At 68.1% G+C, this 23,455-nt stretch carries 20 protein-coding genes and 1 pseudogene; 12 read left to right on the top strand and 9 right to left on the bottom strand.

The window, feature by feature from the left end; genetic code table 11:
• The 8 genes and pseudogenes from glyA to HMPREF2924_RS28180 form a co-directional block, all read left to right on the top strand.
• Nucleotides 1-314: pseudogene (glyA, locus tag HMPREF2924_RS28145) on the top strand (serine hydroxymethyltransferase); the annotation flags it as partial.
• 85 nt (nt 315-399) lie between these two features.
• On the top strand, nt 400-1,650 hold the full coding sequence (locus HMPREF2924_RS28150) for a sarcosine oxidase subunit beta (protein ID WP_003096779.1): 1,251 nt from the start codon (nt 400-402) through the stop codon (nt 1,648-1,650).
• 199 nt (nt 1,651-1,849) lie between these two features.
• On the top strand, nt 1,850-2,170 hold the full coding sequence (locus tag HMPREF2924_RS28155) for a sarcosine oxidase subunit delta (RefSeq protein ID WP_003096781.1): 321 nt from the start codon (nt 1,850-1,852) through the stop codon (nt 2,168-2,170).
• Complete coding sequence (locus HMPREF2924_RS28160; RefSeq protein ID WP_003136379.1) at nt 2,167-5,184, top strand: sarcosine oxidase subunit alpha; 3,018 nt, start codon at nt 2,167-2,169, stop codon at nt 5,182-5,184. The genes HMPREF2924_RS28155 and HMPREF2924_RS28160 overlap by 4 nt, the downstream gene beginning before the upstream one ends.
• A gap of 93 nt (nt 5,185-5,277) precedes the next feature.
• Nucleotides 5,278-5,913, top strand: coding sequence for a sarcosine oxidase subunit gamma (gene soxG / locus HMPREF2924_RS28165; protein ID WP_003096784.1), 636 nt, complete (start codon nt 5,278-5,280; stop codon nt 5,911-5,913).
• A gap of 49 nt (nt 5,914-5,962) precedes the next feature.
• The gene (locus HMPREF2924_RS28170) at nt 5,963-6,820 is read left to right on the top strand and encodes a formyltetrahydrofolate deformylase (RefSeq protein ID WP_003096786.1); all 858 of its coding nucleotides are present in this window, start codon (nt 5,963-5,965) and stop codon (nt 6,818-6,820) included.
• A 206-nt stretch (nt 6,821-7,026) separates the two neighbouring features.
• Entirely contained in the window at nt 7,027-8,226 is a 1,200-nt protein-coding gene (gene fdhA / locus HMPREF2924_RS28175) for a formaldehyde dehydrogenase, glutathione-independent (RefSeq protein WP_003096788.1), read from the top strand.
• Nucleotides 8,227-8,309: 83 nt separating this feature from the next.
• Nucleotides 8,310-9,266, top strand: a complete 957-nt coding sequence (locus HMPREF2924_RS28180; RefSeq protein ID WP_003136382.1) for a D-hexose-6-phosphate mutarotase — start codon at nt 8,310-8,312, stop codon at nt 9,264-9,266.
• Between the two features lie 65 nt (nt 9,267-9,331).
• On the opposite strand, the gene HMPREF2924_RS28185 is transcribed toward HMPREF2924_RS28180, so the two are convergent.
• The 4 genes from HMPREF2924_RS28185 to purE all read right to left on the bottom strand — a co-directional run bounded on the left by HMPREF2924_RS28185 (nt 9,332) and on the right by purE (nt 11,906).
• A complete protein-coding gene (locus HMPREF2924_RS28185) occupies nt 9,332-9,880 on the bottom strand; it encodes a DUF3299 domain-containing protein (RefSeq protein WP_003136384.1) in 549 nt (182 codons plus the stop codon).
• A 61-nt stretch (nt 9,881-9,941) separates the two neighbouring features.
• Entirely contained in the window at nt 9,942-10,187 is a 246-nt protein-coding gene (locus tag HMPREF2924_RS28190; protein WP_003096795.1) for a GlsB/YeaQ/YmgE family stress response membrane protein, read from the bottom strand.
• 114 nt (nt 10,188-10,301) lie between these two features.
• On the bottom strand, nt 10,302-11,384 hold the full coding sequence (locus HMPREF2924_RS28195) for a 5-(carboxyamino)imidazole ribonucleotide synthase (RefSeq protein WP_003117624.1): 1,083 nt from the start codon (nt 11,382-11,384) through the stop codon (nt 10,302-10,304).
• 30 nt (nt 11,385-11,414) lie between these two features.
• The gene (gene purE / locus HMPREF2924_RS28200) at nt 11,415-11,906 is read right to left on the bottom strand and encodes a 5-(carboxyamino)imidazole ribonucleotide mutase (protein WP_003106314.1); all 492 of its coding nucleotides are present in this window, start codon (nt 11,904-11,906) and stop codon (nt 11,415-11,417) included.
• 347 nt (nt 11,907-12,253) lie between these two features.
• On the opposite strand from purE, the gene adhP reads away from it, so the two are divergent.
• On the top strand, nt 12,254-13,282 hold the full coding sequence (gene adhP / locus HMPREF2924_RS28205) for an alcohol dehydrogenase AdhP (RefSeq protein WP_003111449.1): 1,029 nt from the start codon (nt 12,254-12,256) through the stop codon (nt 13,280-13,282).
• Between the two features lie 36 nt (nt 13,283-13,318).
• Here adhP and HMPREF2924_RS28210 read toward each other — a convergent pair whose 3' ends face one another.
• Nucleotides 13,319-14,227: a LysR substrate-binding domain-containing protein gene (locus tag HMPREF2924_RS28210; protein ID WP_003122350.1), complete on the bottom strand. Its 909-nt coding sequence runs from the start codon at nt 14,225-14,227 to the stop codon at nt 13,319-13,321.
• Nucleotides 14,228-14,402: 175 nt separating this feature from the next.
• On the opposite strand from HMPREF2924_RS28210, the gene aspA reads away from it, so the two are divergent.
• The gene (gene aspA / locus HMPREF2924_RS28215; RefSeq protein WP_003096822.1) at nt 14,403-15,827 is read left to right on the top strand and encodes an aspartate ammonia-lyase; all 1,425 of its coding nucleotides are present in this window, start codon (nt 14,403-14,405) and stop codon (nt 15,825-15,827) included.
• Between the two features lie 352 nt (nt 15,828-16,179).
• Here aspA and HMPREF2924_RS28220 read toward each other — a convergent pair whose 3' ends face one another.
• Nucleotides 16,180-17,394, bottom strand: coding sequence for a YeeE/YedE family protein (locus tag HMPREF2924_RS28220; RefSeq protein WP_003106317.1), 1,215 nt, complete (start codon nt 17,392-17,394; stop codon nt 16,180-16,182).
• 36 nt (nt 17,395-17,430) lie between these two features.
• Nucleotides 17,431-18,906, bottom strand: coding sequence for a MocR-like pyridoxine biosynthesis transcription factor PdxR (locus tag HMPREF2924_RS28225; protein ID WP_003136388.1), 1,476 nt, complete (start codon nt 18,904-18,906; stop codon nt 17,431-17,433).
• 127 nt (nt 18,907-19,033) lie between these two features.
• Here HMPREF2924_RS28225 and HMPREF2924_RS28230 point away from each other — a divergent pair, with 127 nt between their 5' ends.
• Complete coding sequence (locus HMPREF2924_RS28230; protein ID WP_003136389.1) at nt 19,034-19,483, top strand: GNAT family N-acetyltransferase; 450 nt, start codon at nt 19,034-19,036, stop codon at nt 19,481-19,483.
• An 8-nt stretch (nt 19,484-19,491) separates the two neighbouring features.
• Complete coding sequence (locus tag HMPREF2924_RS28235; protein ID WP_003096837.1) at nt 19,492-20,166, top strand: GNAT family N-acetyltransferase; 675 nt, start codon at nt 19,492-19,494, stop codon at nt 20,164-20,166.
• A 24-nt stretch (nt 20,167-20,190) separates the two neighbouring features.
• Here HMPREF2924_RS28235 and mtr read toward each other — a convergent pair whose 3' ends face one another.
• Nucleotides 20,191-21,444: a tryptophan permease gene (gene mtr, locus HMPREF2924_RS28240; RefSeq protein WP_003096841.1), complete on the bottom strand. Its 1,254-nt coding sequence runs from the start codon at nt 21,442-21,444 to the stop codon at nt 20,191-20,193.
• Nucleotides 21,445-21,623: 179 nt separating this feature from the next.
• Nucleotides 21,624-23,447 (bottom strand): sodium-extruding oxaloacetate decarboxylase subunit alpha, encoded by a 1,824-nt coding sequence (oadA, locus tag HMPREF2924_RS28245; RefSeq protein WP_003105555.1) that lies wholly within the window; start codon nt 23,445-23,447, stop codon nt 21,624-21,626.
• Nucleotides 23,448-23,455 lie beyond the last annotated feature (8 nt).

A 23,455-nucleotide genomic window follows, 5' to 3' on the forward strand; every position in this document is an offset into this window, starting at 1 on the left:
CCGACAACCACCTGATGCTGATCAGCCTGGTGCGCCAGGGCCTGACCGGCAAGGAAGCCGACGCCGCCCTCGGCCGGGTCGGCATCACGGTGAACAAGAACGCCGTGCCGAACGATCCGCAGAGCCCGTTCGTCACCTCCGGCATCCGCATCGGCACCCCGGCCATCACCACCCGCGGGCTGCAGGAAGCGCAGAGCCGCGAACTGGCCGGCTGGATCTGCGACATCCTCGACCACCTCGGCGATGCCGACGTGGAAGCCAAGGTCGCCACCCAAGTCGCCGGTCTCTGCGCGGACTTCCCGGTCTATCGCTGAGCCCCCCGAAGACGGTCGGGGAGCCCGACGCGCCCCGGCCCAACCCTCTCCGCGGGAGAGGGAGCAACAGTTCAGGAGCATCCACATGCAACGCTACTCCGGCTTCGGCCTGTTAAAGCATTCACTGAGCCATCACGAGAACTGGCAACGCATGTGGCGCACGCCCACGCCGAAGCCGGTCTACGACGTGGTCATCGTCGGCGGCGGCGGGCACGGCCTGGCCACCGCCTACTACCTGGCCAAGGAACACGGCATCAGCAACGTGGCGGTGGTCGAGAAAGGTTGGCTGGGCGGCGGCAACACCGCGCGCAACACCACCATCGTGCGCTCCAACTACCTGTGGGACGAGTCCGCGCTGCTCTACGAACACGCGATGAAGCTGTGGGAGGGCCTGTCCCAGGACCTCAACTACAACGTGATGTTCTCCCAGCGCGGGGTCTACAACCTCTGCCACACCCTCCAGGACATGCGCGACGGCGAGCGCCGGGTCAGCGCCAACCGCCTCAACGGCGTCGACGGCGAACTGTTGAACGCGCAGCAGGTGGCGGAGGAGATTCCCTACCTGGACTGCAGCAAGAACACCCGCTACCCGATCATGGGCGCGACCATCCAGCGTCGCGGCGGCGTCGCCCGCCATGATGCGGTGGCCTGGGGCTTCGCCCGCGCCGCCGATGCCCTCGGCGTGGACCTGATCCAGCAGACCGAAGTCACCGGCTTCCGCAAGCAGGACGGCGCGGTGATCGGCGTCGAGACCAACCGCGGCTTCATCGGCGCGCGTCGTGTCGGGGTGGTCACCGCCGGCAACTCCGGGCACATGGCCAGGCTCGCCGGCTTCCGCCTGCCGCTGGAGTCGCACCCGTTGCAGGCGCTGGTCTCCGAGCCGCTGAAGCCGATCATCGACAGCGTGATCATGTCCAACGCCGTGCATGGCTACATCAGCCAGTCGGACAAGGGCGACCTGGTCATCGGCGCCGGCATCGACGGCTACAACGGCTACGGCCAGCGCGGCTCTTACCCGGTGATCGAGCACACCCTGCAAGCCATCGTCGAGATGTTCCCGGTGCTCTCGCGGGTACGCATGAACCGCCAGTGGGGCGGCATCGTCGACACCACCCCGGACGCCTGCCCGATCATCGGCAAGACTCCGGTGCAGAACCTGTTCTTCAACTGCGGCTGGGGCACCGGCGGCTTCAAGGCCACTCCCGGCTCCGGAAACGTCTTCGCCGCCACCCTGGCCAAGGGCGAACCGCATCCGCTGGCCGCGCCCTTCTCCATCGAACGCTTCCACAGCGGTGCGCTGATCGACGAGCACGGCGCGGCGGCAGTGGCGCACTGACAAAAGCCGCCCGAAGGGCGAAATCCGCTGCCCCTCGCCCTTCAGGGAGAGGGTGCCCGAAGGGCGGGAGAGGGTGTTGAAGGCGCGCGCCCACTCTCGACCGTAACGAAACAACCGGGGAGCGACCCTCTCCCCAGCCCTCTCCCTGAAGGAAGAGGGTGCCGGTCAACCGGCAAGAACAGTTTCCGGAGGCTACAAAATGCTGAATATCTTCTGCCCCCACTGCGGCGAACTGCGTTCCGAAGAGGAATTCCACGCCAAGGGTCAGGCCCACATCCCGCGCCCGCTCGACCCGAACGCCTGCAGCGACGAGGAATGGGGCGACTACATGTTCTTCCGCGACAACCCGCGCGGCCTCCATCACGAGCTGTGGGTGCACGCCGCCGGCTGCCGCAAGTACTTCAACGTCACCCGCCATACGGTGACCTACGAGATCCTCGAGACCTACCTGATCGGCGAGCAGCCCAGCGTCGTCGCCGACGGTGAGAAGAAACCCGCCGTACAAGGGGAACCGGCATGAGCCAGATCAATCGCCTGTCCAGCGGCGGCCGCATCGACCGCAACCGCCTGCTGACCTTCAGCTTCAACGGCCAGCACTACCAGGGCTATGCCGGCGACACCCTGGCCGCCGCGCTGCTGGCCAACGGCGTCGACATCGTCGGCCGCAGCTTCAAGTACTCGCGGGCGCGCGGCATCGTCGCCGCCGGCGCCGAGGAGCCCAACGCGATCCTGCAGATCGGCTCCCGCGAAGCCACCCAGATCCCCAACGTACGCGCCACCCAGCAGGCCCTCTACGGCGGCCTGGTGGCCACCAGTACCAACGGCTGGCCGAACGTGCAGAACGACCTGATGGGAATCTTCGGCAAGGTCGGCGGCAAGCTGATGCCGCCCGGTTTCTACTACAAGACCTTCATGTACCCGCAGTCGATGTGGATGACCTACGAGAAGTACATCCGCAAGGCCGCCGGCCTGGGCCGCGCGCCGACCGAGGTCGATCCGGACAGCTACGACTGGATGAACCACCACTGCGACGTGCTGGTGGTCGGCGGCGGCCCGGCCGGCCTGGCCGCCGCCCTCGCCGCCGCCCGCAGCGGCGCGCGGGTGATCCTCGCCGACGAGCAGGAAGAGTTCGGCGGCAGCCTGCTGGACACCCGCGAGACCCTCGACGGCAAGCCCGCCGCCGAGTGGGTCGCGGACGCCGTGGCCGAGCTGCAAGGCCTGCCGGAAGTCATCCTGCTACCGCGCTCCACGGTCAACGGCTACCACGACCACAACTTCCTCACCATCCACGAGCGGCGCACCGACCACCTCGGCGAGGTCGCCCCGCTCGGCCAGGTCCGCCAGCGTGTGCACCGCGTGCGCGCCAAGCGCGTGGTACTGGCCGCCGGCGCCCATGAGCGGCCGCTGGTCTACGGCAACAACGACCTGCCCGGCAACATGCTCGCCGGCGCGGTTTCCACCTATGTACGGCGCTACGGCGTGGCACCGGGCAAGAAACTGGTGCTGGCCACCAACAACGACTACGCCTACCGCGTCGCCCTCGACTGGCAGGAAGCCGGCCTGCAAGTGGTGGCCATCGCCGACGCCCGGGCCAATCCGCGCGGCGAGTGGGTCGAGGAAGCACGCCAACGCGGTATGCGGGTGATCACCGGCAGTTCGGTGATCGAGGCTCGCGGCGGCAAGCGGGTCAGCGGCGCCAAGGTCGCCCGGATCGACCTGCAGGCCATGCGCGCCAGCGGCGGCGAATGGCTGGACTGCGACCTGATCGCCAGCTCCGGCGGCTACAGCCCGGTCGTGCACCTGGCCTCGCACCTGGGCGGCAAGCCGGAATGGCGCGAGGAAATCCTCGCCTTCGTCCCCGGCGACGGCCTGCAGAAACGCATCTGCGCCGGCGCCGTGAACGGCGTGTTCGGGCTCGCCGAGGTGCTCGCCGACGGCTACCAGGCCGGGAGCCGCGCCGCCCTCGACGCCGGCTACAAGACCGCCGCCGGCAGCCTGCCGAAGGTCCAGCCGCGCCGCGAGGAAGCACCCGTCGCGCTGTTCCAGGTGCCCCACGAAAAGCCCACGGCGCGCGCGCCGAAGCAGTTCGTCGATCCGCAGAACGACGTCACCGCCGCCGCCATCGAACTGGCCTGCCGCGAGGGCTTCGAGTCCATCGAGCATGTCAAGCGCTACACCGCGCTGGGCTTCGGCACCGACCAGGGCAAGCTGGGCAACATCAACGGCCTGGCGATCGCCGCGCGGGCCCAGGGCAAGAGCATCGCCGACACCGGCACCACCATGTTCCGTCCGAACTACACCCCGGTGACCTTCGGCGCCGTCGCCGGCCGCCACTGCGGGCACCTGTTCGAACCGGTGCGCTTCACCGCCCTGCACGCCTGGCACGTGAAGAACGGCGCCGAGTTCGAAGACGTCGGCCAGTGGAAGCGGCCGTGGTACTTCCCGCGCCGCGGCGAGGACATGCACGCCGCCGTGGCCCGCGAATGCCGCGCGGTGCGCGAGGCGGTCGGCCTGCTCGACGCCTCGACCCTGGGCAAGATCGACATCCAGGGCCCGGACGCGCGGGAGTTCCTCAACCGGGTCTACACCAACGCCTGGACCAAGCTCGACGTCGGCAAGGCGCGCTACGGCCTGATGTGCAAGGAAGACGGGATGGTCTTCGACGACGGCGTGACCGCCTGCCTGGCCGACAACCACTTCGTCATGACCACCACCACCGGCGGCGCCGCCCGCGTACTGGAGTGGCTGGAGCTGTACCACCAGACCGAATGGCCGGAGCTGAAGGTGTACTTCACCTCGGTCACCGACCACTACGCGACCCTCACCCTGTCCGGCCCGAACAGCCGCAAGCTGCTCGCCGAAGTCACCGACATCGACCTGGACAAGGATGCCTTCCCCTTCATGACCTGGAAGGAAGGCAAGGTCGCCGGGGTGCCGGCGCGGGTGTTCCGCATCTCCTTCACCGGCGAGCTGAGCTACGAGGTGAACGTCCAGGCCGACTACGCCATGGGCGTGCTCGAAGCGCTCGCCGAGCACGGTGCGAAGTACGGCCTGACGCCCTACGGCACCGAGACCATGCACGTCCTGCGCGCCGAGAAGGGCTTCATCATCGTCGGCCAGGACACCGATGCCTCGGTCACCCCGGACGATCTCAACATGGGCTGGGCGGTGGGCCGCAGCAAGCCGTTCTCCTGGATCGGCTGGCGCGGCATGAACCGCGCCGACTGCCTGCGCGAGGATCGCAAGCAACTGGTCGGACTCAGGCCGAGCAACCCGCAGGAGGTACTGCCCGAAGGCGCGCAACTGGTGTTCGACACCCAGCAGGCGATCCCGATGAAGATGGTCGGCCACGTCACCTCCAGCTACATGAGCGCCAGCCTCGGCCACGGCTTCGCCCTGGCGGTGGTGAAAGGCGGCCTCAAGCGCATGGGCCAGAAGGTCTACGCGCCGCTGGCGGACGGCCGCTTCATCGAGGCGGAGATCTGTTCCTCGGTGTTCTACGACCCGAAAGGGGAACGGCAGAACGTGGATTGACCGGAGAGGGGTTCGCCCCTCTCCCCGGCCCTCTCCCCGAAGGGAGAAGGCAGACAGGCTACCAGGGCGCGCGGCGCCCCAAGGTGAAAACGAATGAGCAAGGCAAACGTCTACCAGCAACGCCCCGAACCCGGCGTCCACGCCGAATCGCCGCTGCACCATGCCGAGCTGCACAAGCTCGCCGGCAAGACCGCCGCGAAGGCCGGTATCGTCCTGCGCGAGAAGAAGCTGCTCGGTCACCTGGTGCTGCGCGGCGATGCCGCCGACCCGGCCTTCGCCGCCGCCGTGCACCAGGCCCTCGGCCTGGAACTGCCGGTGGCCCTGACCCTGGTCGCCAGCGGCGAGACCTCGCTGCAATGGCTGGCCCCGGACGAATGGTTGCTGATCGTCCCCGGCGGCGAGGAATATGCCGTCGAACAGCGCCTGCGCCAGGCCCTGGGCGAGGAGCTGCACTACGCGGTGGTCAACGTCAGCGGCGGGCAGACGCTGCTCGAACTGAGCGGAGCGAACGTCCGCGAACTGCTGATGAAATCCACCAGCTACGACGTGCATCCGAGCAACTTCCCGGTGGGCAAGGCGGTCGGCAGCATCTTCGCCAAGTCGCAATGCGTGATCCGCCATACCGGCGAGGACACCTGGGAGCTGGTCGTGCGCCGCAGCTTCGCCGACTACTTCTGGCTCTGGTTGCAGGACGCCAGCGCCGAATACGGCCTGCAGGTAGCGGCATGAGCAGCCTTCCCCGCTCCCCGGGAGGGGATACCGGACCCGGAGCCTCGCGATGAGCCGTACCCCCGACACCTGGATCCTCACCGCCGACAGTCCCAGCCTGCTGGGCACCGTCGACGTGGTGACGCGCTACCTCTTCGAGCAGCGCTGCTACGTCACCGAGCACCATTCGTTCGACGACCGCCTGGCGCAACGCTTCTTCATCCGCGTGGAGTTCCGCGCCGGCGACGGCTTCGACGAAGCCTCCTTCCGCGCCGGACTGGCCGAACGGGTGGCACCGTTCGGCATGCGTACCGAGCTGACCGCGCCGGGCTACCGCAGCCAGGTGGCGATCATGGTTTCCAAGGCCGACCACTGCCTGAACGACCTGCTCTACCGCCAGCGCATCGGCCAGTTGCCGATGGACGTGGTGGCGGTGATTTCCAATCACCCGGACCTGGAGCCGCTGGCGCGCTGGCACGGCATTCCCTACCACCACTTCCCGCTCGACCCGAACGACAAGCCGGCCCAGGAAGCCAGGGTCTGGCAGGTGCTCGAAGAGAGTGGCGCCGAGCTGGTGATCCTCGCTCGCTACATGCAGGTGCTGTCGCCGGAACTGTGCCGACGCCTGGACGGCTGGGCGATCAACATCCATCACTCCCTGCTGCCCGGCTTCAAGGGCGCCAAGCCGTACCACCAGGCCTACCAGAAGGGCGTGAAGCTGGTCGGCGCCACCGCCCACTACATCAACAACGACCTCGACGAAGGGCCGATCATCGCCCAGGGCGTCGAGACGGTCGACCACGCCCACTACCCCGAGGACCTGATCGCCAAGGGCCGCGACATCGAGTGCCTGACCCTGGCGCGGGCGGTGGGCTACCACATCGAGCGGAGGGTATTCCTCAACGCCAATCGGACCGTGGTGCTGTAAGCGCGCCCTCTCTCCCCAACCCTCGCTGAAGGAAGAGCGCCAGGGAGAGGGGCGCTTCGCACGGCCTCGCGTCCCGAGCAACACCGACAGCCCGCCGGCTGCCAGCATTCTCCGGCCCTGTCGCGCAACAGACGACTTTCCAGTGCAAAGCCGCGCGGCCGTGGACGCCGCGCATTTGTACCCACAACGACAAAGAGGAAACGCGTATGTCTGGCAATCGTGGTGTGGTCTATCTCGGCCCGGGCAAGGTCGAGGTGCAGAACATTCCCTATCCGAAGATGCAGGACCCGCAGGGCCGGCAGATCGACCACGGGGTGATCCTGCGGGTGGTCTCCACCAACATCTGCGGCTCCGACCAGCACATGGTGCGCGGCCGCACCACCGCGCCGGAAGGCCTGGTGCTGGGCCACGAGATCACCGGCGAGGTGGTGGAGATCGGGCGTGGCGTGGAAACCATGAAGATCGGCGACCTGGTCTCGGTACCGTTCAACGTCGCCTGCGGCCACTGCCGTACCTGCAAGGAACAGCACACCGGCGTCTGCCTGACGGTCAATCCGGCGCGGGCCGGCGGCGCCTACGGCTACGTCGACATGGGCGGCTGGGTCGGCGGCCAGGCCGAATACGTGCTGGTGCCCTACGCCGACTTCAACCTGCTGAAACTGCCCAACCGCGAAGCGGCGATGGAGAAGATCCGCGACCTGACCTGCCTTTCGGACATCCTCCCCACCGGCTACCACGGCGCGGTCACCGCTGGCGTCGGCCCGGGCAGCACGGTCTACATCGCCGGCGCCGGTCCGGTCGGCCTGGCCGCGGCGGCCTCGGCACGCCTGCTCGGCGCGGCGGTGGTGATCGTCGGCGACGTCAACCCGACCCGCCTGGCCCATGCCAAGAAACAGGGCTTCGAGATCGCCGACCTGTCCAAGGACACCCCGCTGCACGAACAGATCGCCGCTCTGTTGGGCGAGCCGGAGGTCGACTGCGCGGTCGACGCGGTCGGTTTCGAGGCGCGCGGCCACGGCCATTCGGGCTCGCAGCAGGAAGCCCCGGCCACCGTGCTCAACTCGCTGATGGGCATCACCCGGGTCGCCGGCAAGATCGGCATTCCCGGCCTGTACGTCACCGAAGACCCGGGCGCGGTGGACGCGGCCGCCAAGCACGGCGCCCTGAGCATCCGCTTCGGCCTGGGCTGGGCCAAGTCGCACAGCTTCCATACCGGCCAGACCCCGGTGATGAAGTACAACCGCCAGCTGATGCAGGCGATCATGTGGGACCGGATCAAGATCGCCGACATCGTCGGGGTGGAAGTCATCACCCTCGACGATGCGCCGAAAGGCTACGGCGAGTTCGACGCCGGGGTGCCGAAGAAATTCGTCATCGACCCGCACAACCTGTTCCGCGCGGCCTGAACCACCGGCAACAACCGACGCGGCCTACGGGCCGCGTCTTCGTTGGCGCTATCCGGGGGAACTGCCGGCGATAAAATGGATCGGTGATACTGCTGCCATCCATTCGCCTCCCGGAGACCGCCATGAGCACCGATAGCCCGATCAACCGCGTCGAACAGATACAGGTCGACGACCTGGCCTGCTGGCGCATCCACACCGCCCATGGCGAGGCGCTGATCGCCCAGCAGGGCGCGCAACTGCTCAGCTACCAGCCCCACGAACAGCCGCCGCTGGTCTGGCTCAGCGACGAGGCCGGCTACCGGCGCGGGCAGTCGGTTCGCGGCGGGGTGCCGGTGTGCTGGCCGTGGTTCGGTCCGCTGGAGCGCAACCCGCAGGAAGTCCGCGGCCAGGTGGAAGATGGCCTGAAGGCGCCCGCCCACGGGCTGGTCCGGGCGGTCGACTGGGAAATCGACGACATCGCCGAGGAGGACGGCGACCTCTGCGTCAGCTTCCGCCTCGACGCCCCCGATGGCCTCCCCGGCTGGCCGCACCCGGCGGCGCTGCGCATGCTGTTCCGCTTCGGCGAGCGCCTGACCCTACGACTCACCAGCGAGAACCTAGGCAGCAAGCCGCTGGTGCTCAGCCAGGCACTGCACACCTACTTCGCGGTCAGCGACAGCCGCGAGATCGCCATCGAGGGCCTGGAAGGCGCGCGCTACATCGAGACCCTGGAGAACTGGGAAGAACGCACCCAGCACGGCGCGGTACGGGTCAAAGGCGAACTGGACCGCATCTACCTCGGTCTCGAACGCGACCTGCTGATCAAGGACCCGCGCTGGGAACGCAGCATCCACCTGCACGCCCTCGACTCGCGCTCGGCGGTGGTCTGGAACCCCTGGGTGGACAAGTCCCGGCGTCTCTCGCAGTTCGCCGACGACGCCTGGCAGCAGATGCTCTGCATCGAGACCGGGCGGGTCTGGGACGACCTCATGGTGGTCGCCCCCGGGCGCAGCGAAAGCTTTGGCGTGCAGATCTGGAGCGAGCCGCTGAAACGACCCTGAGCGGGTCGGCGAGCGGACGGCGCGGCTCGCATCGTCCGCCATGGACCGTTGCGCAGGTGCCGGCCCTACAGGTCCGCTTCCTCCACCACCTTCACCCGCGCCTTGTCGATGGCGTAGGCGGCATCGGCCAGGTCATTGCTCACCTGCTCGATCTTCAGCGTGCCGCTGACCCACAGCGGGGTGTAGATATCGGTCAGCTTCAGCCCCTGTGGATAACGCACCAGGACGATCTGGTTCGGCGGCGGCGGCGGCACGTGGATGCAGGCGCCCGGATAGGGCACCAGGAAGAATTCGGTGACGCGGCCCTTGGCGTCGTTCTCCAGCGGCACCGGGTAGCCGCCGAGGCGGATCGCCTTGCCATCCAGGCTGGCGACGGTCTTGGCCGAATACATCACCGCCGGCATCTTCCGGTCCGACTGCTTCAGGCCCCCTTTGCTGGTGAAGGTGCCGGCGGCCTCCGGGGTGTCGTGAACGATGTCGGGCATTTCTTCCAGCGCCTTGCGGTCGGCCGGCGGCATCAGTTCCAGCCAGTCGGTCTCGGGCAGTTCGGCGTGGGCCAGGGGTGAGGACAACAGGGCGAGCAGCAACAGGCGGGCGAACGGGAAGCGGCGCATGATGGCGGGAATACCGGCGAAGTGAGGAAACGTCGGCCCCCGCGGGGGCCGGCCAGAGCCATCAATTCTTCTTGATCAGGCCGTAAATGACCAGCAGTACGACGGCGCCGACCACCGCGCCGATGAAACCGGCCGCCTGACCGGCCTGGTAGAAGCCGATCGCCTGGCCGCCGTAGGTGGCCAGCAGCGAACCGCCGATGCCGAGCAGGATGGTCATGATCCAGCCCATGCTGTCGTCACCTGGCTTCAGAAAGCGTGCAACGAGACCAACGATCAGTCCGACGATGATGGTTCCGATTAATCCCATGACAGTCCCTCCTTACGGGTGTATGCGCATGTATTGCGCCTGCCATGGGACAGTGTAGAAAAGCCTTGGGTTCAGTGCCGCCCGCCAACCCAAGGATGGGCGGACGGCAATCGCTCACGCCTCGATCAGCGCCTCGACCTCGGCGATGCGCGCCTGCAGCGTCGCCCGGTCGGCACAGCGCAGGGTGGCATGGCCAACCTTGCGGCCGTTCTTGAAGGCCTTGCCGTAGTGATGCAGGTGGCAATCGGCGACGGCGACCACCTGAGCCACCGGGGGCACCGCGCCGATGAAATTGAGCATCGCGCTCTCGCCGACCTTGGCGGTCGAGCCCAGCGGCAGGCCGGCGACGGCGCGCAGGTGGTTCTCGAACTGGCTGCACTCGGCGCCTTCGATGGTCCAGTGCCCGGAGTTGTGCACGCGCGGGGCGATCTCGTTGGCCTTCAGGCCGCCGTCCACCTCGAAGAACTCGAAGGCCAGCACGCCGACGTAGTCGAGCCGGGCCAGCACGCGGCCGACGTAGTCCTCGGCCAGCGCCTGCAACGGATGCGCGCTGCTGGCCACGGAGAGCTTGAGGATGCCGCTGTCGTGGGTGTTGTGCACCAGCGGGTAGAAACGCGTCTCCCCATCGCGAGCGCGCACCGCCACCAGCGAGACTTCCCCGGTGAACGGCACGAAGCCCTCGAGGATGCACGGCACGCTGCCCAGTTCGGCGAACGCGCCCTGCACGTCGGCTGGCTGGCGCAGGACCTTCTGGCCCTTGCCGTCGTAGCCCAGGGTGCGGGTCTTGAGCACCGCCGGCAGGCCGATGGCGGCTGCGGCGGCATCGAGGTCGGCCTGGGACTGGACGTCGGCGAAGTCCGGAGTGGGAATGCCGAGGTCCTTGAACATCGACTTCTCGAACCAGCGGTCGCGGGCGATGCGCAGCGACTCGGCGTTCGGGTAGACCGGCACGAACTGGGAGAGGAAAGCCACGGTTTCCGCCGGCACGCTCTCGAACTCGAAGGTCACCAGGTCGACCTCGTCGGCCAGTTGCCGCAGGTGCTCCTGGTCGCCGTAGTCGGCGCGGATGTGCTCGCCCAGGGAGGCCGCGCAGGCGTCCGGCGCCGGGTCGAGGAAAGCGAAGTTCATGCCCAGCGGGGTTCCCGCCAGGGCCAGCATGCGGCCCAGCTGGCCGCCACCGATGACACCGATTTTCATGGTTCGAGCCTTACCTTCTCAGAGCCTGTCTCACGCATCGCGCGGGTCGGGATTGTCCAGCACGGTTTCGGTCTGGTTGGCGCGGAACTGCTTCAGCGCCTCGTGGTACTGCGGGTGCTTGGCGCCGAGGATGCTCGCCGAGAGCAGCGCCGCGTTGACCGCGCCGGCCTTGCCGATGGCCAGGGTGGCGACCGGTACGCCGGCGGGCATCTGCACGATGGAGAGCAGCGAGTCGACACCCGACAGCATCGACGACTGTACCGGCACGCCGAGTACCGGCAGGTGGGTCTTGGCCGCGCACATGCCCGGCAGGTGGGCGGCGCCGCCAGCGCCGGCGATGATCACTTCGAGGCCGCGGCCTTCGGCTTCCTCGGCGTACTGGAAGAGCAGGTCCGGGGTGCGGTGGGCGGAAACCACCTTCACTTCGTAGGGGATGCCCAGCTTGTCCAGCATGTCCGCGGTGTGACTGAGGGTGCTCCAGTCCGATTTGGAACCCATGATCACGCCAACCAGTGCGCTCATCGTCGTGCCTCTCTCAAATGCGCCGTCCGGCGCGTCAGAAACCAACAAGCCACGCTTCGTCGAGGGGCGTGGCTTGTACTGGGCCGAGCCGGCGGGCAGTGCCGGTTCGAAGGCGGCGCAGTATACCGCAAAGGCAGGCCGGGCGCGCGCCGGGGGTTACCGTCCGTCCCGTTTTTTCGCGCCATGGCGGGAAACTTGCCGCAACTCAATGCGCGCCTGCCACGAGCGGCCAGACTGGTTGTCGCGGCGCGCTCCGAGGGAGCGGCGGCCGCGCCGGTTCCGCAGCCTGTCGCGGTGCCCGTCAAAGGCACCGCGACAGGCGCTCAGCCCCGTCCAAGGAGATGACCATGACCCTGCCACAGACCATGAAAGCCGCGGTCGTGCACGCCTACGGCGCGCCGCTGCGGATCGAGGAAGTCAAGGTTCCGCTGCCCGGCCCCGGGCAGGTACTGGTGAAGATCGAAGCCTCCGGCGTCTGCCACACCGACCTGCACGCCGCCGAGGGCGACTGGCCGGTGAAGCCGCCGTTGCCGTTCATTCCCGGTCACGAAGGCGTCGGCTACGTCGCCGCGGTGGGCAGCGGAGTGACCCGGGTGAAGGAAGGCGACCGGGTCGGCATCCCCTGGCTGTACACCGCCTGCGGCTGCTGCGAGCACTGCCTGACCGGCTGGGAGACCCTCTGCGAGAGCCAGCAGAACACCGGCTACTCGGTGAACGGCGGCTATGCCGAATACGTATTGGCCGACCCGAACTACGTCGGAATTCTGCCGAAAAACGTCGAATTCGCTGAAATCGCGCCGATCCTCTGCGCCGGCGTCACCGTCTACAAGGGGCTCAAGCAGACCAACGCGCGCCCCGGCCAGTGGGTGGCGATCTCCGGCATCGGCGGCCTCGGCCACGTCGCCGTGCAGTACGCCAGGGCCATGGGCCTGCACGTCGCCGCCATCGACATCGACGACGCCAAGCTGGAACTGGCGCGCAAGCTCGGTGCCAGCCTGACGGTCAACGCCCGGCAGGAAGACCCGGTGGAGGCGATCCAGCGCGACATCGGCGGCGCCCACGGGGTGCTGGTCACAGCGGTATCCAACAGCGCCTTCGGCCAGGCCATCGGCATGGCCCGCCGCGGCGGCACCATTGCCCTGGTCGGCCTGCCGCCGGGTGACTTCCCGACGCCGATCTTCGACGTGGTGCTCAAGGGCCTGCACATCGCCGGCTCCATCGTCGGCACCCGCGCGGACCTGCAGGAAGCCCTCGACTTTGCCGGCGAAGGCCTGGTCAAGGCGACCATCCATCCGGGCAAGCTGGACGACATCAACCAGATCCTCGACCAGATGCGCGCCGGGCAGATCGAGGGGCGCATCGTCCTTGAGATGTGACCTGCGGGGCGGCGTCCCGGCGCCGCCCTTGCCTGTCTACTCGACGCTGCCCAGCCCGCCTTCCAGCTTGCGCCAGAGCAGGCGGATCGCCGCCTTGCGCACCAGCGCGCAGCGGTACAGGCGGATTTCCTGCGGCACGAACCATTGCGGCCCGCCACAGATCGCCAGTTCGCCGCGCTCCAGTTCGTTGACCACGCTCAGCCGTGGCACCCAGGCCACGCCCATGCCTTGCAGCGCCATGCTCTTCAGGCTGTCGGCCATCGCCGTCTCGTAGACCGTGGTGTAGCGCAGGTTGCGCTGGCGCAGCAGCAGGTTGACCCCGCGACCGAGGAAGGCGCTGGCGCTGTAGGCGAGCAGCGGCACGCTCTGGCCGTTCTCCAGGTCGAACAGCGGCAGGCCCTCGGCGTTCACCGCGCAGACCGGCAGCATCTCGGTGCGCCCCAGGTGCAGCGAGGGGAAGATCTCCGGATCCATCTGCAACGCGGCGTCAGGGTCGTAGAACGCCAGCATCAGGTCGCAGCTACCCTCGCGCAGGGAATGCACCGCCTCGCCGACGTTGGTGGCGATCAGCCGACTGGCGATGTTCAGCCCCTCGTTGCGCAGCCGCGCGATCCACTGCGGGAAGAAGCCCAGCGCCAGCGAGTGGGCGGCGGCGAACTGCAGCACCTCGCCCTGCCCGCCTTCCAGGTGGTGCAGGTGGCGCACCACCTGGCCGAGCTGCTCGACCACGCTGCGCGCGGTGACCAGGAACAGCTGCCCGGCCTCGGTCAGTTCCACCGGCGTGCGCTGGCGATTCACCAGGGTCAGGCCGAGGGCGTCCTCCAGGCTGCGGATGCGCCGGCTGAAGGCCGGCTGGGTGACGAAGCGCTTCTCCGCCGCCTGGGAAAAGCTGCGGGTGCCGGCCAGGGCGATGAAATCCTCCAGCCACTTCAGTTCGAGGTTCACGACGGGAAAGGCTCCGGTAATGCGATGACACGTCCGCCATCATACCAGCGTCACATCCAACATTATGCCGTTTGTGCATGAGGCAGCGTTTAACAGCATTGGCCACGAAATCGTCACATCCTTAGTCTAGTGGGCATCGCGGCACTGGCCGTGTCCCTCTGAGACAAATCCCGTCATGTCCCCCGTTGCATCTTCCCGTATCGAGAAAGACCTGCTCGGCACCCTCGAAGTGCCCGCTGACGCCTACTACGGCATCCAGACCCTGCGCGCCGTGAACAACTTCCGCCTCTCCGGGGTGCCGCTGTCGCACTACCCGAAGCTGGTCGTTGCCCTGGCCATGGTCAAGCAGGCCGCCGCCGACGCCAACCGTCAGCTCGGCCATCTCCCGGAAGACAAGCACGCCGCCATCAGCGAGGCCTGCGCCCGCCTGATCCGCGGCGATTTCCACGAGCAGTTCGTGGTGGACATGATCCAGGGCGGCGCCGGTACCTCCACCAACATGAACGCGAACGAAGTGATCGCGAACATCGCGCTGGAAGCCATGGGCCATACCAAGGGTGAGTACAAGTACCTGCACCCGAACAACGATGTGAACATGGCGCAGTCGACCAACGACGCCTACCCGACCGCCATCCGCCTGGGCCTGCTGCTCGGCCACGACACCCTGCTGGCCAGCCTCGACAGCCTGATCCAGGCCTTCGCCGCCAAGGGCGTCGAATTCGCCGGCGTACTGAAGATGGGCCGCACCCAGTTGCAGGACGCCGTGCCGATGACCCTCGGCCAGGAATTCCACGCTTTCGCCACCACCCTCGGCGAAGACCTCGACCGCCTGCGTCGCCTGGCGCCGGAGCTGCTCACCGAAGTGAACCTCGGTGGCACCGCCATCGGCACCGGCATCAACGCCGACCCCGGCTACCAGAAGCTCGCCGTCGAGCGCCTGGCCGCCATCAGCGGGCAGCCGCTGAAGCCGGCCGCCGACCTGATCGAAGCCACCTCCGACATGGGCGCCTTCGTGCTGTTCTCCGGCATGCTCAAGCGCACCGCGGTCAAGCTGTCGAAGATCTGCAACGACCTGCGCCTGCTCTCCAGCGGCCCGCGCACCGGCATCAACGAGATCAACCTGCCGCCGCGCCAGCCGGGCAGTTCGATCATGCCGGGCAAGGTCAACCCGGTGATCCCGGAAGCGGTCAACCAGGTCGCCTTCGAAGTGATCGGCAACGACCTCGCCCTGACCCTGGCGGCCGAAGGCGGCCAGTTGCAACTGAACGTGATGGAGCCGCTGATCGCCTACAAGATCTTCGACTCGATCCGCCTGCTGCAACGCGCCATGGACATGCTCCGCGAGCACTGCATCACCGGCATCACCGCCAACGTCGAGCGCTGCCACGAACTGGTCGAGCACAGCATCGGCCTGGTCACCGCGCTGAACCCGTACATCGGCTACGAGAACTCCACGCGGATCGCCAAGACCGCCCTGGAGAGCGGCCGCGGCGTACTGGAACTGGTACGCGAGGAAAAGCTGCTGGACGAGGCCACCCTGGCCGACATCCTGCTGCCGGAAAACATGATCGCGCCGCGCCTGATTCCGCTGCGCGCCTGATCCGATACGAGATCGAGCGCGCCCAGGTCCGGCTGTCGACGCAGCCGGGCCGCAGCACAGCCGATCGAAGAAGGCTCACCGGTAGAGGGGGAGTACTACCCCCTCGACCTTTAGGGATGGATACCCTTCATCCCTTCTTTTATACCCGGCGCCCCGGCCCAGCCGCGGCGCCACGCTCACCGGTCGAGAGGGATACCAACTTTCCCTCTCTACACTCTGAGGGACACGGCGACCTGCGGTGTCCCTTCTTTTTTTCACCGCTCAGGACGGCCCGCAGATCTTCCCCGTTGCCGAGGTGTTGTGTGGCTGCGCTCACGTCCGCGTCATACGTCCTACGAAGGCATATCCCCTCTCAACACCCCGTCAACCCTTGCTCCCGCCGCTCCTCCGGGAAGAAATAAGGCCTCAATACCCGTACCCCGACGCTGTTGCCGGCAAACGCCGCCACCAACCACAACCAGCCATGCAGGCTGCCGGAAGCGATCCCGCTGAAATACGCGCCGATGTTGCAGCCATAGGCCAGGCGCGCGCCGTAGCCGAGCAGCAGCCCGCCGATCACCGCCGCCGCCAGCGAACGGCGCGGGATGTCCAGGTTCGGCGCGAAGCGTCCGGCCAGGCCGGCGGCGAGCAGCGCGCCGAGGACGATGCCGATGTCCATCACGCTGGTGATGTCTTCCCACAGCGGCGCGGCCAGCGCCTTGGCGTTCGCCGGCGTCTGCCAGAAGGCCCAGGCGCCGACGTCCAGGCCCACGCCCTGGGCGATCTTCGCGCCCCACAGGGCGAAGGCCGATGTGATGCCCCAGGGGCGTCCGGCGAGGTACAGGGTGAGGAAGTTGAGCAGCGCCAGCGCCAGCGCCCCCCAGACCAGCGGCCAGGGGCCGCGGAGGAAGCGCCGCCAACCACGCCATTCGGCGCTCGGCGGGGTTTCCAGGGTGCCGTGGCGGGCCTTCTCCATGCGCACCGTGACCCCGGCGATGCCGATGAACACCGCCAGGCTCAACACCAGCGCCGGTGCCAGGCCCAGTTCGGCGACCAGCGAGATCGGCGGCAGCGACGGCAGGGCGAACCACCAGCCGACATGCTGGGTGGCGATCAGCGAGCCGAGGATGAAGAACAGCAGGGTCACCAGCATCCGCGCGTTGCCGCCGCCGACGGTGAACAGGGTGCCGGAGGCGCAGCCGCCGCCCAGTTGCATGCCGATGCCGAAAATGAAGGCGCCGACGATCACCGAAGTGCCGACCGGCGAGACGAAACCGCTCACCGGCTGGCCGAACAGGCTGCCCGCCGCCAGCGCCGGGAAGAACAGCAGCACCGCCAGCGCCAGCATCACCATCTGCGCGCGCAGCCCGGCGCCGCGCCGTTCGCGGATGAATACCCGCCAGGCGGAGGTGAAGCCGAAGGCGGCGTGGTAGAGGGTCAGGCCCAGGGCGCCGCCGACGATGAAGAGGATGGCCTGGCGCGCGCTGACCGCGTTGAACAGGAACAGCCCGCCGAGCACCAGCAGGGCGAAGGCGATCAGGGGGGCGGCGAGCTTGCGCTCGGGCGCGGCGGAAAGGGCGACACTCATGGCTACTCCTGGGCGCGAGGGTGATCCGGGGGCATTCTAGTCAGTCGCGACGACGGGTCCAACCAGGGCCTCCCGCCGCCAGGCCTTGCGCAACGCCCGCAGCGCTTCGTCGATACGCGCCTCGGGTACTGCCGCGAAGCCCAGCACCAGGCCCGCGCGGTCGTCTGGCGCAACGCTGGAGTCGTCCATCCAGTAGTCGCTCAAGGCGCTGACTTCCACCCCGGCGGCTGCCGCCGCGGCGATCAGGGCCCGCTCGCGCGCCAGGCTGTCGACCCGCACGCACAGATGCAGCCCCGCCTCCACCGCCGGCAACGGCTGGCAACCCGGCGCCTCTGGCCAGCCCCGCAGCAAGGCGTCGCGGCGGGCGCGGGCGGCGCGGCGCATGCGGCGGACGTGGCGCTGGAAATGCCCCTCGGCGATGAAGTCGGCCATGACCCGCTGGGTGCCCACCTCCGAATGGCGTACCTCGATGGCCCGCCGCTGGCGGAAGCGCTCGACCAGCGCCGGCGGGACCACCAGGTAGCCCAGGCGCAACGCCGGGAAGGCGATCTTGCAGAAGGTCCCGACGTAGAGCACCCGGCCCTGTCGGTCCAGCGCGGCCAGCGGCGCCAGCGGCGTACCGCTGTAGCGATACTCGCCGTCGTAGTCGTCCTCGACGATCCAGCCGTCGGCGCGCTCGGCCCACTCCAGCAGCTCCAGGCGCCGCGCCAGCGACAGGGTGACGCCGGTGGGGTACTGGTGTGACGGCGTGACATAGGCCAGGCGGCAGCCGGCGATGCCCGCGAGCCGGTCGCTGCGCAGGCCCTCGGCGTCGAGGTCGATCCCGTGCGGTACCGCGCCGGTCGCGGCGAAGGCCAGGCGCGCCGCGCGGTAGCCGGGGTTTTCCACAGCCACCGGATCGCCGTTCTCGAGCAACACCTGGGCGCACAGGCGGATGGCCTGCTGCGCGCCATGGGTGACGATCACCTGTTCCGCCTCGCAGCGCAGGCCGCGCGCGCTGCGCAGGTAGGCGGCGATCAGCTCGCGCAGGCGCGCCTCGCCGGCCGGGTCGCCGTAGCCCAGGCAGTCCGCCGGCGGGTTGCGCCAGAAGCGCGCCTGTAGCCGCGCCCAGGTGTCGAAGGGGAACAGGTCGAAGGCCGGCACGCCGACGCGGAACGCTCGCGGCGCGCCTTCCGGAGGCGGCGCCAGGGCCGCCGGGCCGCGTGGCGCGGGAGCGCTCGGGGCGACGGCAGGGGCCCTGCCTGGGATTTCCTGCAACTCGGCAACGTAGGTGCCGTCGCCTGTGCGCCCGTCGATATAGCCCTCGGCGTGCAACTGTTCATAGGCCCGCACCACGGTGTTGCGCGAGACCTTCAGGGCCTGGGCCAGCTCGCGGCTGGCGGGCATCCGCGTGCGGCTGCCGAGGCGGCCGTCGAGGATCCGTTCGCGCAGCGCGGCGTAGAGCTGGCGCGCCAGGCCCTGGGCGGGGTCGAGGTGGATGCCGGCGGCGTCGAAGGGCAGTACGGTGGCCATGGCGGTCTCGGAGGGAAGAAAGCGCCAGTGTGGATTGGACCTGTGGAATTGACCAGCAATGGATCTTCTAGCGGACCATTTCCCGGCCTAGTCTGGAGGCACCTTTACCCGGACATGGAACCGAGCCATGAGCACGTCCCTGCAGATTCGTCCCGTCGGCGCCGCCGACCACGCCGCCTGGCTGCCGCTGTGGCAGGGCTACCAGCGCTTCTACAAGACCGAGATCGCCGCCGCTACCAGCGACGCCACCTGGCAGCGCTTCCTCGACGCCGACGAACCGATGAACGCCGCCCTCGCCTGGCTCGACGAGCGCGCCGTGGGCCTGGTGCACTGGATCTACCACCGCTCCTGCTGGACCGTCGGCGACTACTGCTACCTGCAGGACCTGTTCGTCGCCGAGGGCCTGCGCGGCGAGGGCATAGGGCGCCGGCTGATCGAGCATGTCTACGCCGAGGCCGGCGCCGCTGGCTGTTCGCGGGTGCACTGGCTGACCCACGAGAGCAACAGCGACGCGATGAAGCTGTACGAGCGCATCGCCGACAAGTCCGGTTTCCTTCAGTACCGCAGGATTCTCTGAGGCCCACCATGCGCGAACCCTTGAACTGGCGCCCCGTCGCCACTCCACCCCACGCCCCGCTCGACGGCCGCTTCGTCAAGCTCGAACCGCTCGATCCGCAACGCCACGGCGACGACCTGTGGGACGCCCTGCAAGGGCCTGGCGCCGACCCGTTGCTGTGGGAATACCTGGCCTACGGCCCGTTCGCCGAGCGCCCGGCGTTCGACGCCTGGCTGGCCGGCCAGGCGGCCAGCCGCGACCCGCTGTTCTTCGCCGTGCGCGAGCGGCGCACGCAGCGCGCCGTCGGCCTGCTCAGCTACCTGCGGATCACGCCGAAGGATGGCGTCATCGAAATCGGCCATATCGCCTTCGGCGCGCCGATGCAGCGCACACCGGGGTCTACCGAGGCGGTCTACCTGCTCGCCGAACTCGCCCTCGGCCGCCTCGGCTACCGCCGCCTGGAGTGGAAGTGCAATGCCGGCAACGCCCGTTCGATGCGCGCCGCCGAGCGCCTGGGCTTCACCTACGAAGGCACCTTCCGCCAGCACATGGTGGTCAAGCAGCGCAACCGCGACACCGCCTGGTTCTCCCTGCTCGACAGCGAATGGCCGGCGCGACAGGCGGCGTTCGAGCGCTGGCTCGATCCTTCCAACTTCGACGCCGAAGGCCGCCAGCGGCAGACGCTGGAGGCGCTGCGCGACTAGCCCCTGGCAGGGACTGCCGGTCGCTCAACGGTACTCCGGCAGCCAGTGCAGGCTGGCCAGGATGTGCGCGACCGCGTTGGCCACGCCGAACAGCAGCACCAGCACGATCGCCGGCGTGCCGCCCCAGGCGCGGAACAGCGGGCTGCCGAAGCGCTTGCGCGAGGCCCGCGCCATCAGCGCCGGAACGATCACCGCCCAGAACGCCGCGGCCAGCCCGGCGAAACCGATGGCGTAGATGAAGCCGTTGGGGAACAGCAGCCCGCCGATGGTCGGTGGGACGAAGGTCAGCAACGCGGTCTTGAAGCGCCCGAAGTGGCTGTCGTCGAACCTGCACAGGTCGGCCAGGTAGTCGAACAGGCCGAGGGTCACGCCGAGGAAGGAGCTGGCCACCGCCAGGTTGGAGAAGGTGGTGAGCAGCGCGTTCAGCGAATCCGACGCGGTGATCCGGTGCAGGTATTCCACCAGGGTGCCGACGTTGCTGCCGCCGGCGATGATGCCCTTGAACTGCTCGCGCGGGATGGTGCCCAGGGTGCTGGCCTGCCACAGCAGGTAGATGGCCAGGGCGATCAGGGTGCCGATCCACAGCGAACGGCTGATCCGCTGCGGGTCCTTGCCGTAGTACTTCATCAGGCTCGGCACGTTGCCGTGGTAACCGAAGGAAGTCAGGCAGAACGGCAGGGTCGCCAGCAGGTAGGGCCAGTAGACCGCGTCCGGCTCGCCGCTGTTGAACAGGATCGCCGGCTGGATGCGCCCGAGCAGGCCGCTGATGGAGAGGCCGAAGGTAATGATCATGCCGCCGAGCATCAGCGTGGTGATGCGGTCCACCGCGCGGGTGCTCCACCACACCACCAGCGCCACCGCCAGGGCGAACAGCAGCCCGGCGAGCTTTTCCGGCAGGGTCACGCCGAGGCCGCTGGACAGGGTGTAGCCGATGATCGAGCCGCCGCCGGAGATATAGGCATAGGTGAGGATATAGAGGACGAAGGCGATGCTCAGCCCGTTGACCACATTCCAGCCCTGGCCGAGCAGGTCGCGGGTGATGGTCGAGAAGCTCGAGCCCACCGGGTAGTTGAGGTTGGCCTCGAGGATCATCATCCCCGACAGCAGCATGCAGAACCAGGTGAGCAGGAACACCGCCACCGACCAGCCGAACCAGATGCCGGACATGGCGATGGGCAGGGAGAACATTCCGGCGCCGACGGCGGTGCCGGCGATGATCATCGAACCGCCGAGCAGCGAGGGCCGGCGGCTGGGCGTTTGAGCTGGAGAGGACGACACCTGGACTTCCCGATAGTCAGCGCCTGCGGCGCGACGCGCCGTTGGCAGAGGCGGCATTCTAGGCGGCGCGCGCGCCGGGCGCACCCTGGCAGGGCGAACAGCCGGCCGACGCGGCAACCGATGCCGATAAAAAAAGGGGAGCATCATGCTCCCCCAGGGACTTTAACCGTCTGTCGCGGTCAGCCCGCAATCTCGATCAGGATCTCGCCCGGGTTGACCCGGTCGCCCTTGGCCACGTGGATCGCCTTGACCGTACCGGCGATGCCGGCCTGGACCTCGGTTTCCATCTTCATCGCCTCGGTGATCAACACCGCCTGGCCGGCCTTGACGCTATCGCCTTCCTTCACCAGCACGTCGACGATGTTGCCCGGCATGGTGGTGCTGACGTGGCCCGGCTCGCTGGCATGCTTGCGGCCGCTGGCGGAGCCGGCGACATATTCGTTGAGCGGCTCGAACACCACTTCTTCCGGCATGCCGTCGATGGACAGGTAGAAGTGCCGCTTGTTGTCGCTCTTCACGCCGACCCCGGTGATGTCGACGCGGTAGGTCTCGCCGTGCACGTCGATGACGAACTCGGTCGGGGTGCCTTCCGCGCCGGCGGCGGCGACGCCCTTGCCGGTGGGAATCGGCAGCAGTTCCTCGGGCTTCAGGGTGCCGGCCTCACGCTCTTCGAGGAACTTGCGCCCGATGTCCGGGAACATCGCGTAGGTGAGTACGTCTTCCTCGGACTTGGCCAGGTTGCCGATCTCGCTGCGCAGCTTGTTCAGCTCCGGCTTGATCAGGTCGGCCGGGCGCACGTCGATGACTTCCTCGCTGCCGATGGCCTGGCGCCGCAGTTGCTCGTTGACCTCGCCGGGAGCCTTGCCATAGCGGCCTTGCAGATACAGCTTCACCTCGTTGGTGATGGTCTTGTAGCGCTCGCCGGCGAGCACGTTGAAGAACGCCTGGGTGCCGACGATCTGCGAAGTCGGCGTCACCAGCGGCGGGAAACCGAGGTCGGCGCGGACCCGCGGGATTTCCTCGAGCACCTCGCCCATACGGTTCAGCGCGCCCTGCTCCTTGAGCTGGTTGGCCAGGTTGGAAATCATCCCGCCCGGCACCTGGTTGACCTGCACGCGGGTATCCACGCCGGTGAATTCGCTCTCGAACTGGTGGTACTTCTTGCGCACCGCGTGGAAGTACATGCCGATCTCCTGGATCAGCTCCAGGTCCAGGCCGGTGTCGTAGGGGGTACCGCGCAGCGCCGCGACCATCGATTCGGTGCCCGGGTGGCTGGTGCCCCAGGCCATGCTGGAGATCGCCGTGTCGATACGGTCGGCGCCGTTTTCCACGGCCTTGAGCTGGCACATGCTGGCGACACCGGCGGTGTCATGGGAATGCACCACCACGTCCAGCGGCAGGGCGTCCTTCAGGGCCTTGACCAGGTCGCCGGTGGCATAGGGGGTGAGCAGGCCGGCCATGTCCTTGATGGCGATGGAGTCGACGCCCATGTCGGCCATCGCCTTGCCCTGGGCGACGAAGGCCTCGATGGTGTGCACCGGGCTGGTGGTGTAGCAGATGGTGCCCTGGGCGTGCTTGCCGGCGGCCTTCACCGCCTCGATGGAGACGCGCAGGTTACGCACGTCGTTCATCGCGTCGAAGATGCGGAACACGTCGATGCCGTTGACCGCCGCCTTGGCCACGAAGGCGCGCACCACATCGTCGCTGTAGTGGCGGTAGCCGAGCAGGTTCTGCCCGCGCAGGAGCATCTGCAGGCGGGTGTTGGGCAGCGCCGCCTTGAGCTTGCGCAGGCGTTCCCACGGGTCTTCCTTGAGGAAGCGCACGCAGGCGTCGAAGGTGGCGCCGCCCCAGACTTCCAGCGACCAGTAGCCGACGCGGTCGAGCTTGTCGCAAATCGGCAGCATGTCCTCGGTGCGCATGCGGGTCGCCAGCAGCGACTGGTGGGCATCGCGCAGGATGGTATCGGTGACGCCGGTCTTCTTCGCTTGGATGGTGTTGCTCATGTTCTGCT

Source organism: Pseudomonas sp. HMSC063H08 (genome assembly GCF_001813645.1).
GTDB classification, from domain to species: Bacteria; Pseudomonadota; Gammaproteobacteria; order Pseudomonadales; family Pseudomonadaceae; genus Pseudomonas; species Pseudomonas aeruginosa.

Bases quoted from the DNA above. Each gene is read 5' to 3' on its own strand.
- HMPREF2924_RS28150 (WP_003096779.1), top strand. From the start codon at position 400: ATGCAACGCTACTCCGGCTTCGGCCTGTTAAAGCATTCACTGAGCCAT.
- HMPREF2924_RS28155 (WP_003096781.1), top strand. From the start codon at position 1,850: ATGCTGAATATCTTCTGCCCCCACTGCGGCGAACTGCGTTCCGAAGAG.
- HMPREF2924_RS28160 (WP_003136379.1), top strand. From the start codon at position 2,167: ATGAGCCAGATCAATCGCCTGTCCAGCGGCGGCCGCATCGACCGCAAC.
- soxG (WP_003096784.1), top strand. From the start codon at position 5,278: ATGAGCAAGGCAAACGTCTACCAGCAACGCCCCGAACCCGGCGTCCAC.
- HMPREF2924_RS28170 (WP_003096786.1), top strand. From the start codon at position 5,963: ATGAGCCGTACCCCCGACACCTGGATCCTCACCGCCGACAGTCCCAGC.
- fdhA (WP_003096788.1), top strand. From the start codon at position 7,027: ATGTCTGGCAATCGTGGTGTGGTCTATCTCGGCCCGGGCAAGGTCGAG.
- HMPREF2924_RS28185 (WP_003136384.1), bottom strand. From the start codon at position 9,880: ATGCGCCGCTTCCCGTTCGCCCGCCTGTTGCTGCTCGCCCTGTTGTCC.
- HMPREF2924_RS28190 (WP_003096795.1), bottom strand. From the start codon at position 10,187: ATGGGATTAATCGGAACCATCATCGTCGGACTGATCGTTGGTCTCGTT.
- HMPREF2924_RS28195 (WP_003117624.1), bottom strand. From the start codon at position 11,384: ATGAAAATCGGTGTCATCGGTGGCGGCCAGCTGGGCCGCATGCTGGCC.
- purE (WP_003106314.1), bottom strand. From the start codon at position 11,906: ATGAGCGCACTGGTTGGCGTGATCATGGGTTCCAAATCGGACTGGAGC.
- adhP (WP_003111449.1), top strand. From the start codon at position 12,254: ATGACCCTGCCACAGACCATGAAAGCCGCGGTCGTGCACGCCTACGGC.
- aspA (WP_003096822.1), top strand. From the start codon at position 14,403: ATGTCCCCCGTTGCATCTTCCCGTATCGAGAAAGACCTGCTCGGCACC.
- HMPREF2924_RS28220 (WP_003106317.1), bottom strand. From the start codon at position 17,394: ATGAGTGTCGCCCTTTCCGCCGCGCCCGAGCGCAAGCTCGCCGCCCCC.
- HMPREF2924_RS28225 (WP_003136388.1), bottom strand. From the start codon at position 18,906: ATGGCCACCGTACTGCCCTTCGACGCCGCCGGCATCCACCTCGACCCC.
- HMPREF2924_RS28230 (WP_003136389.1), top strand. From the start codon at position 19,034: ATGAGCACGTCCCTGCAGATTCGTCCCGTCGGCGCCGCCGACCACGCC.
- HMPREF2924_RS28235 (WP_003096837.1), top strand. From the start codon at position 19,492: ATGCGCGAACCCTTGAACTGGCGCCCCGTCGCCACTCCACCCCACGCC.
- oadA (WP_003105555.1), bottom strand. From the start codon at position 23,447: ATGAGCAACACCATCCAAGCGAAGAAGACCGGCGTCACCGATACCATC.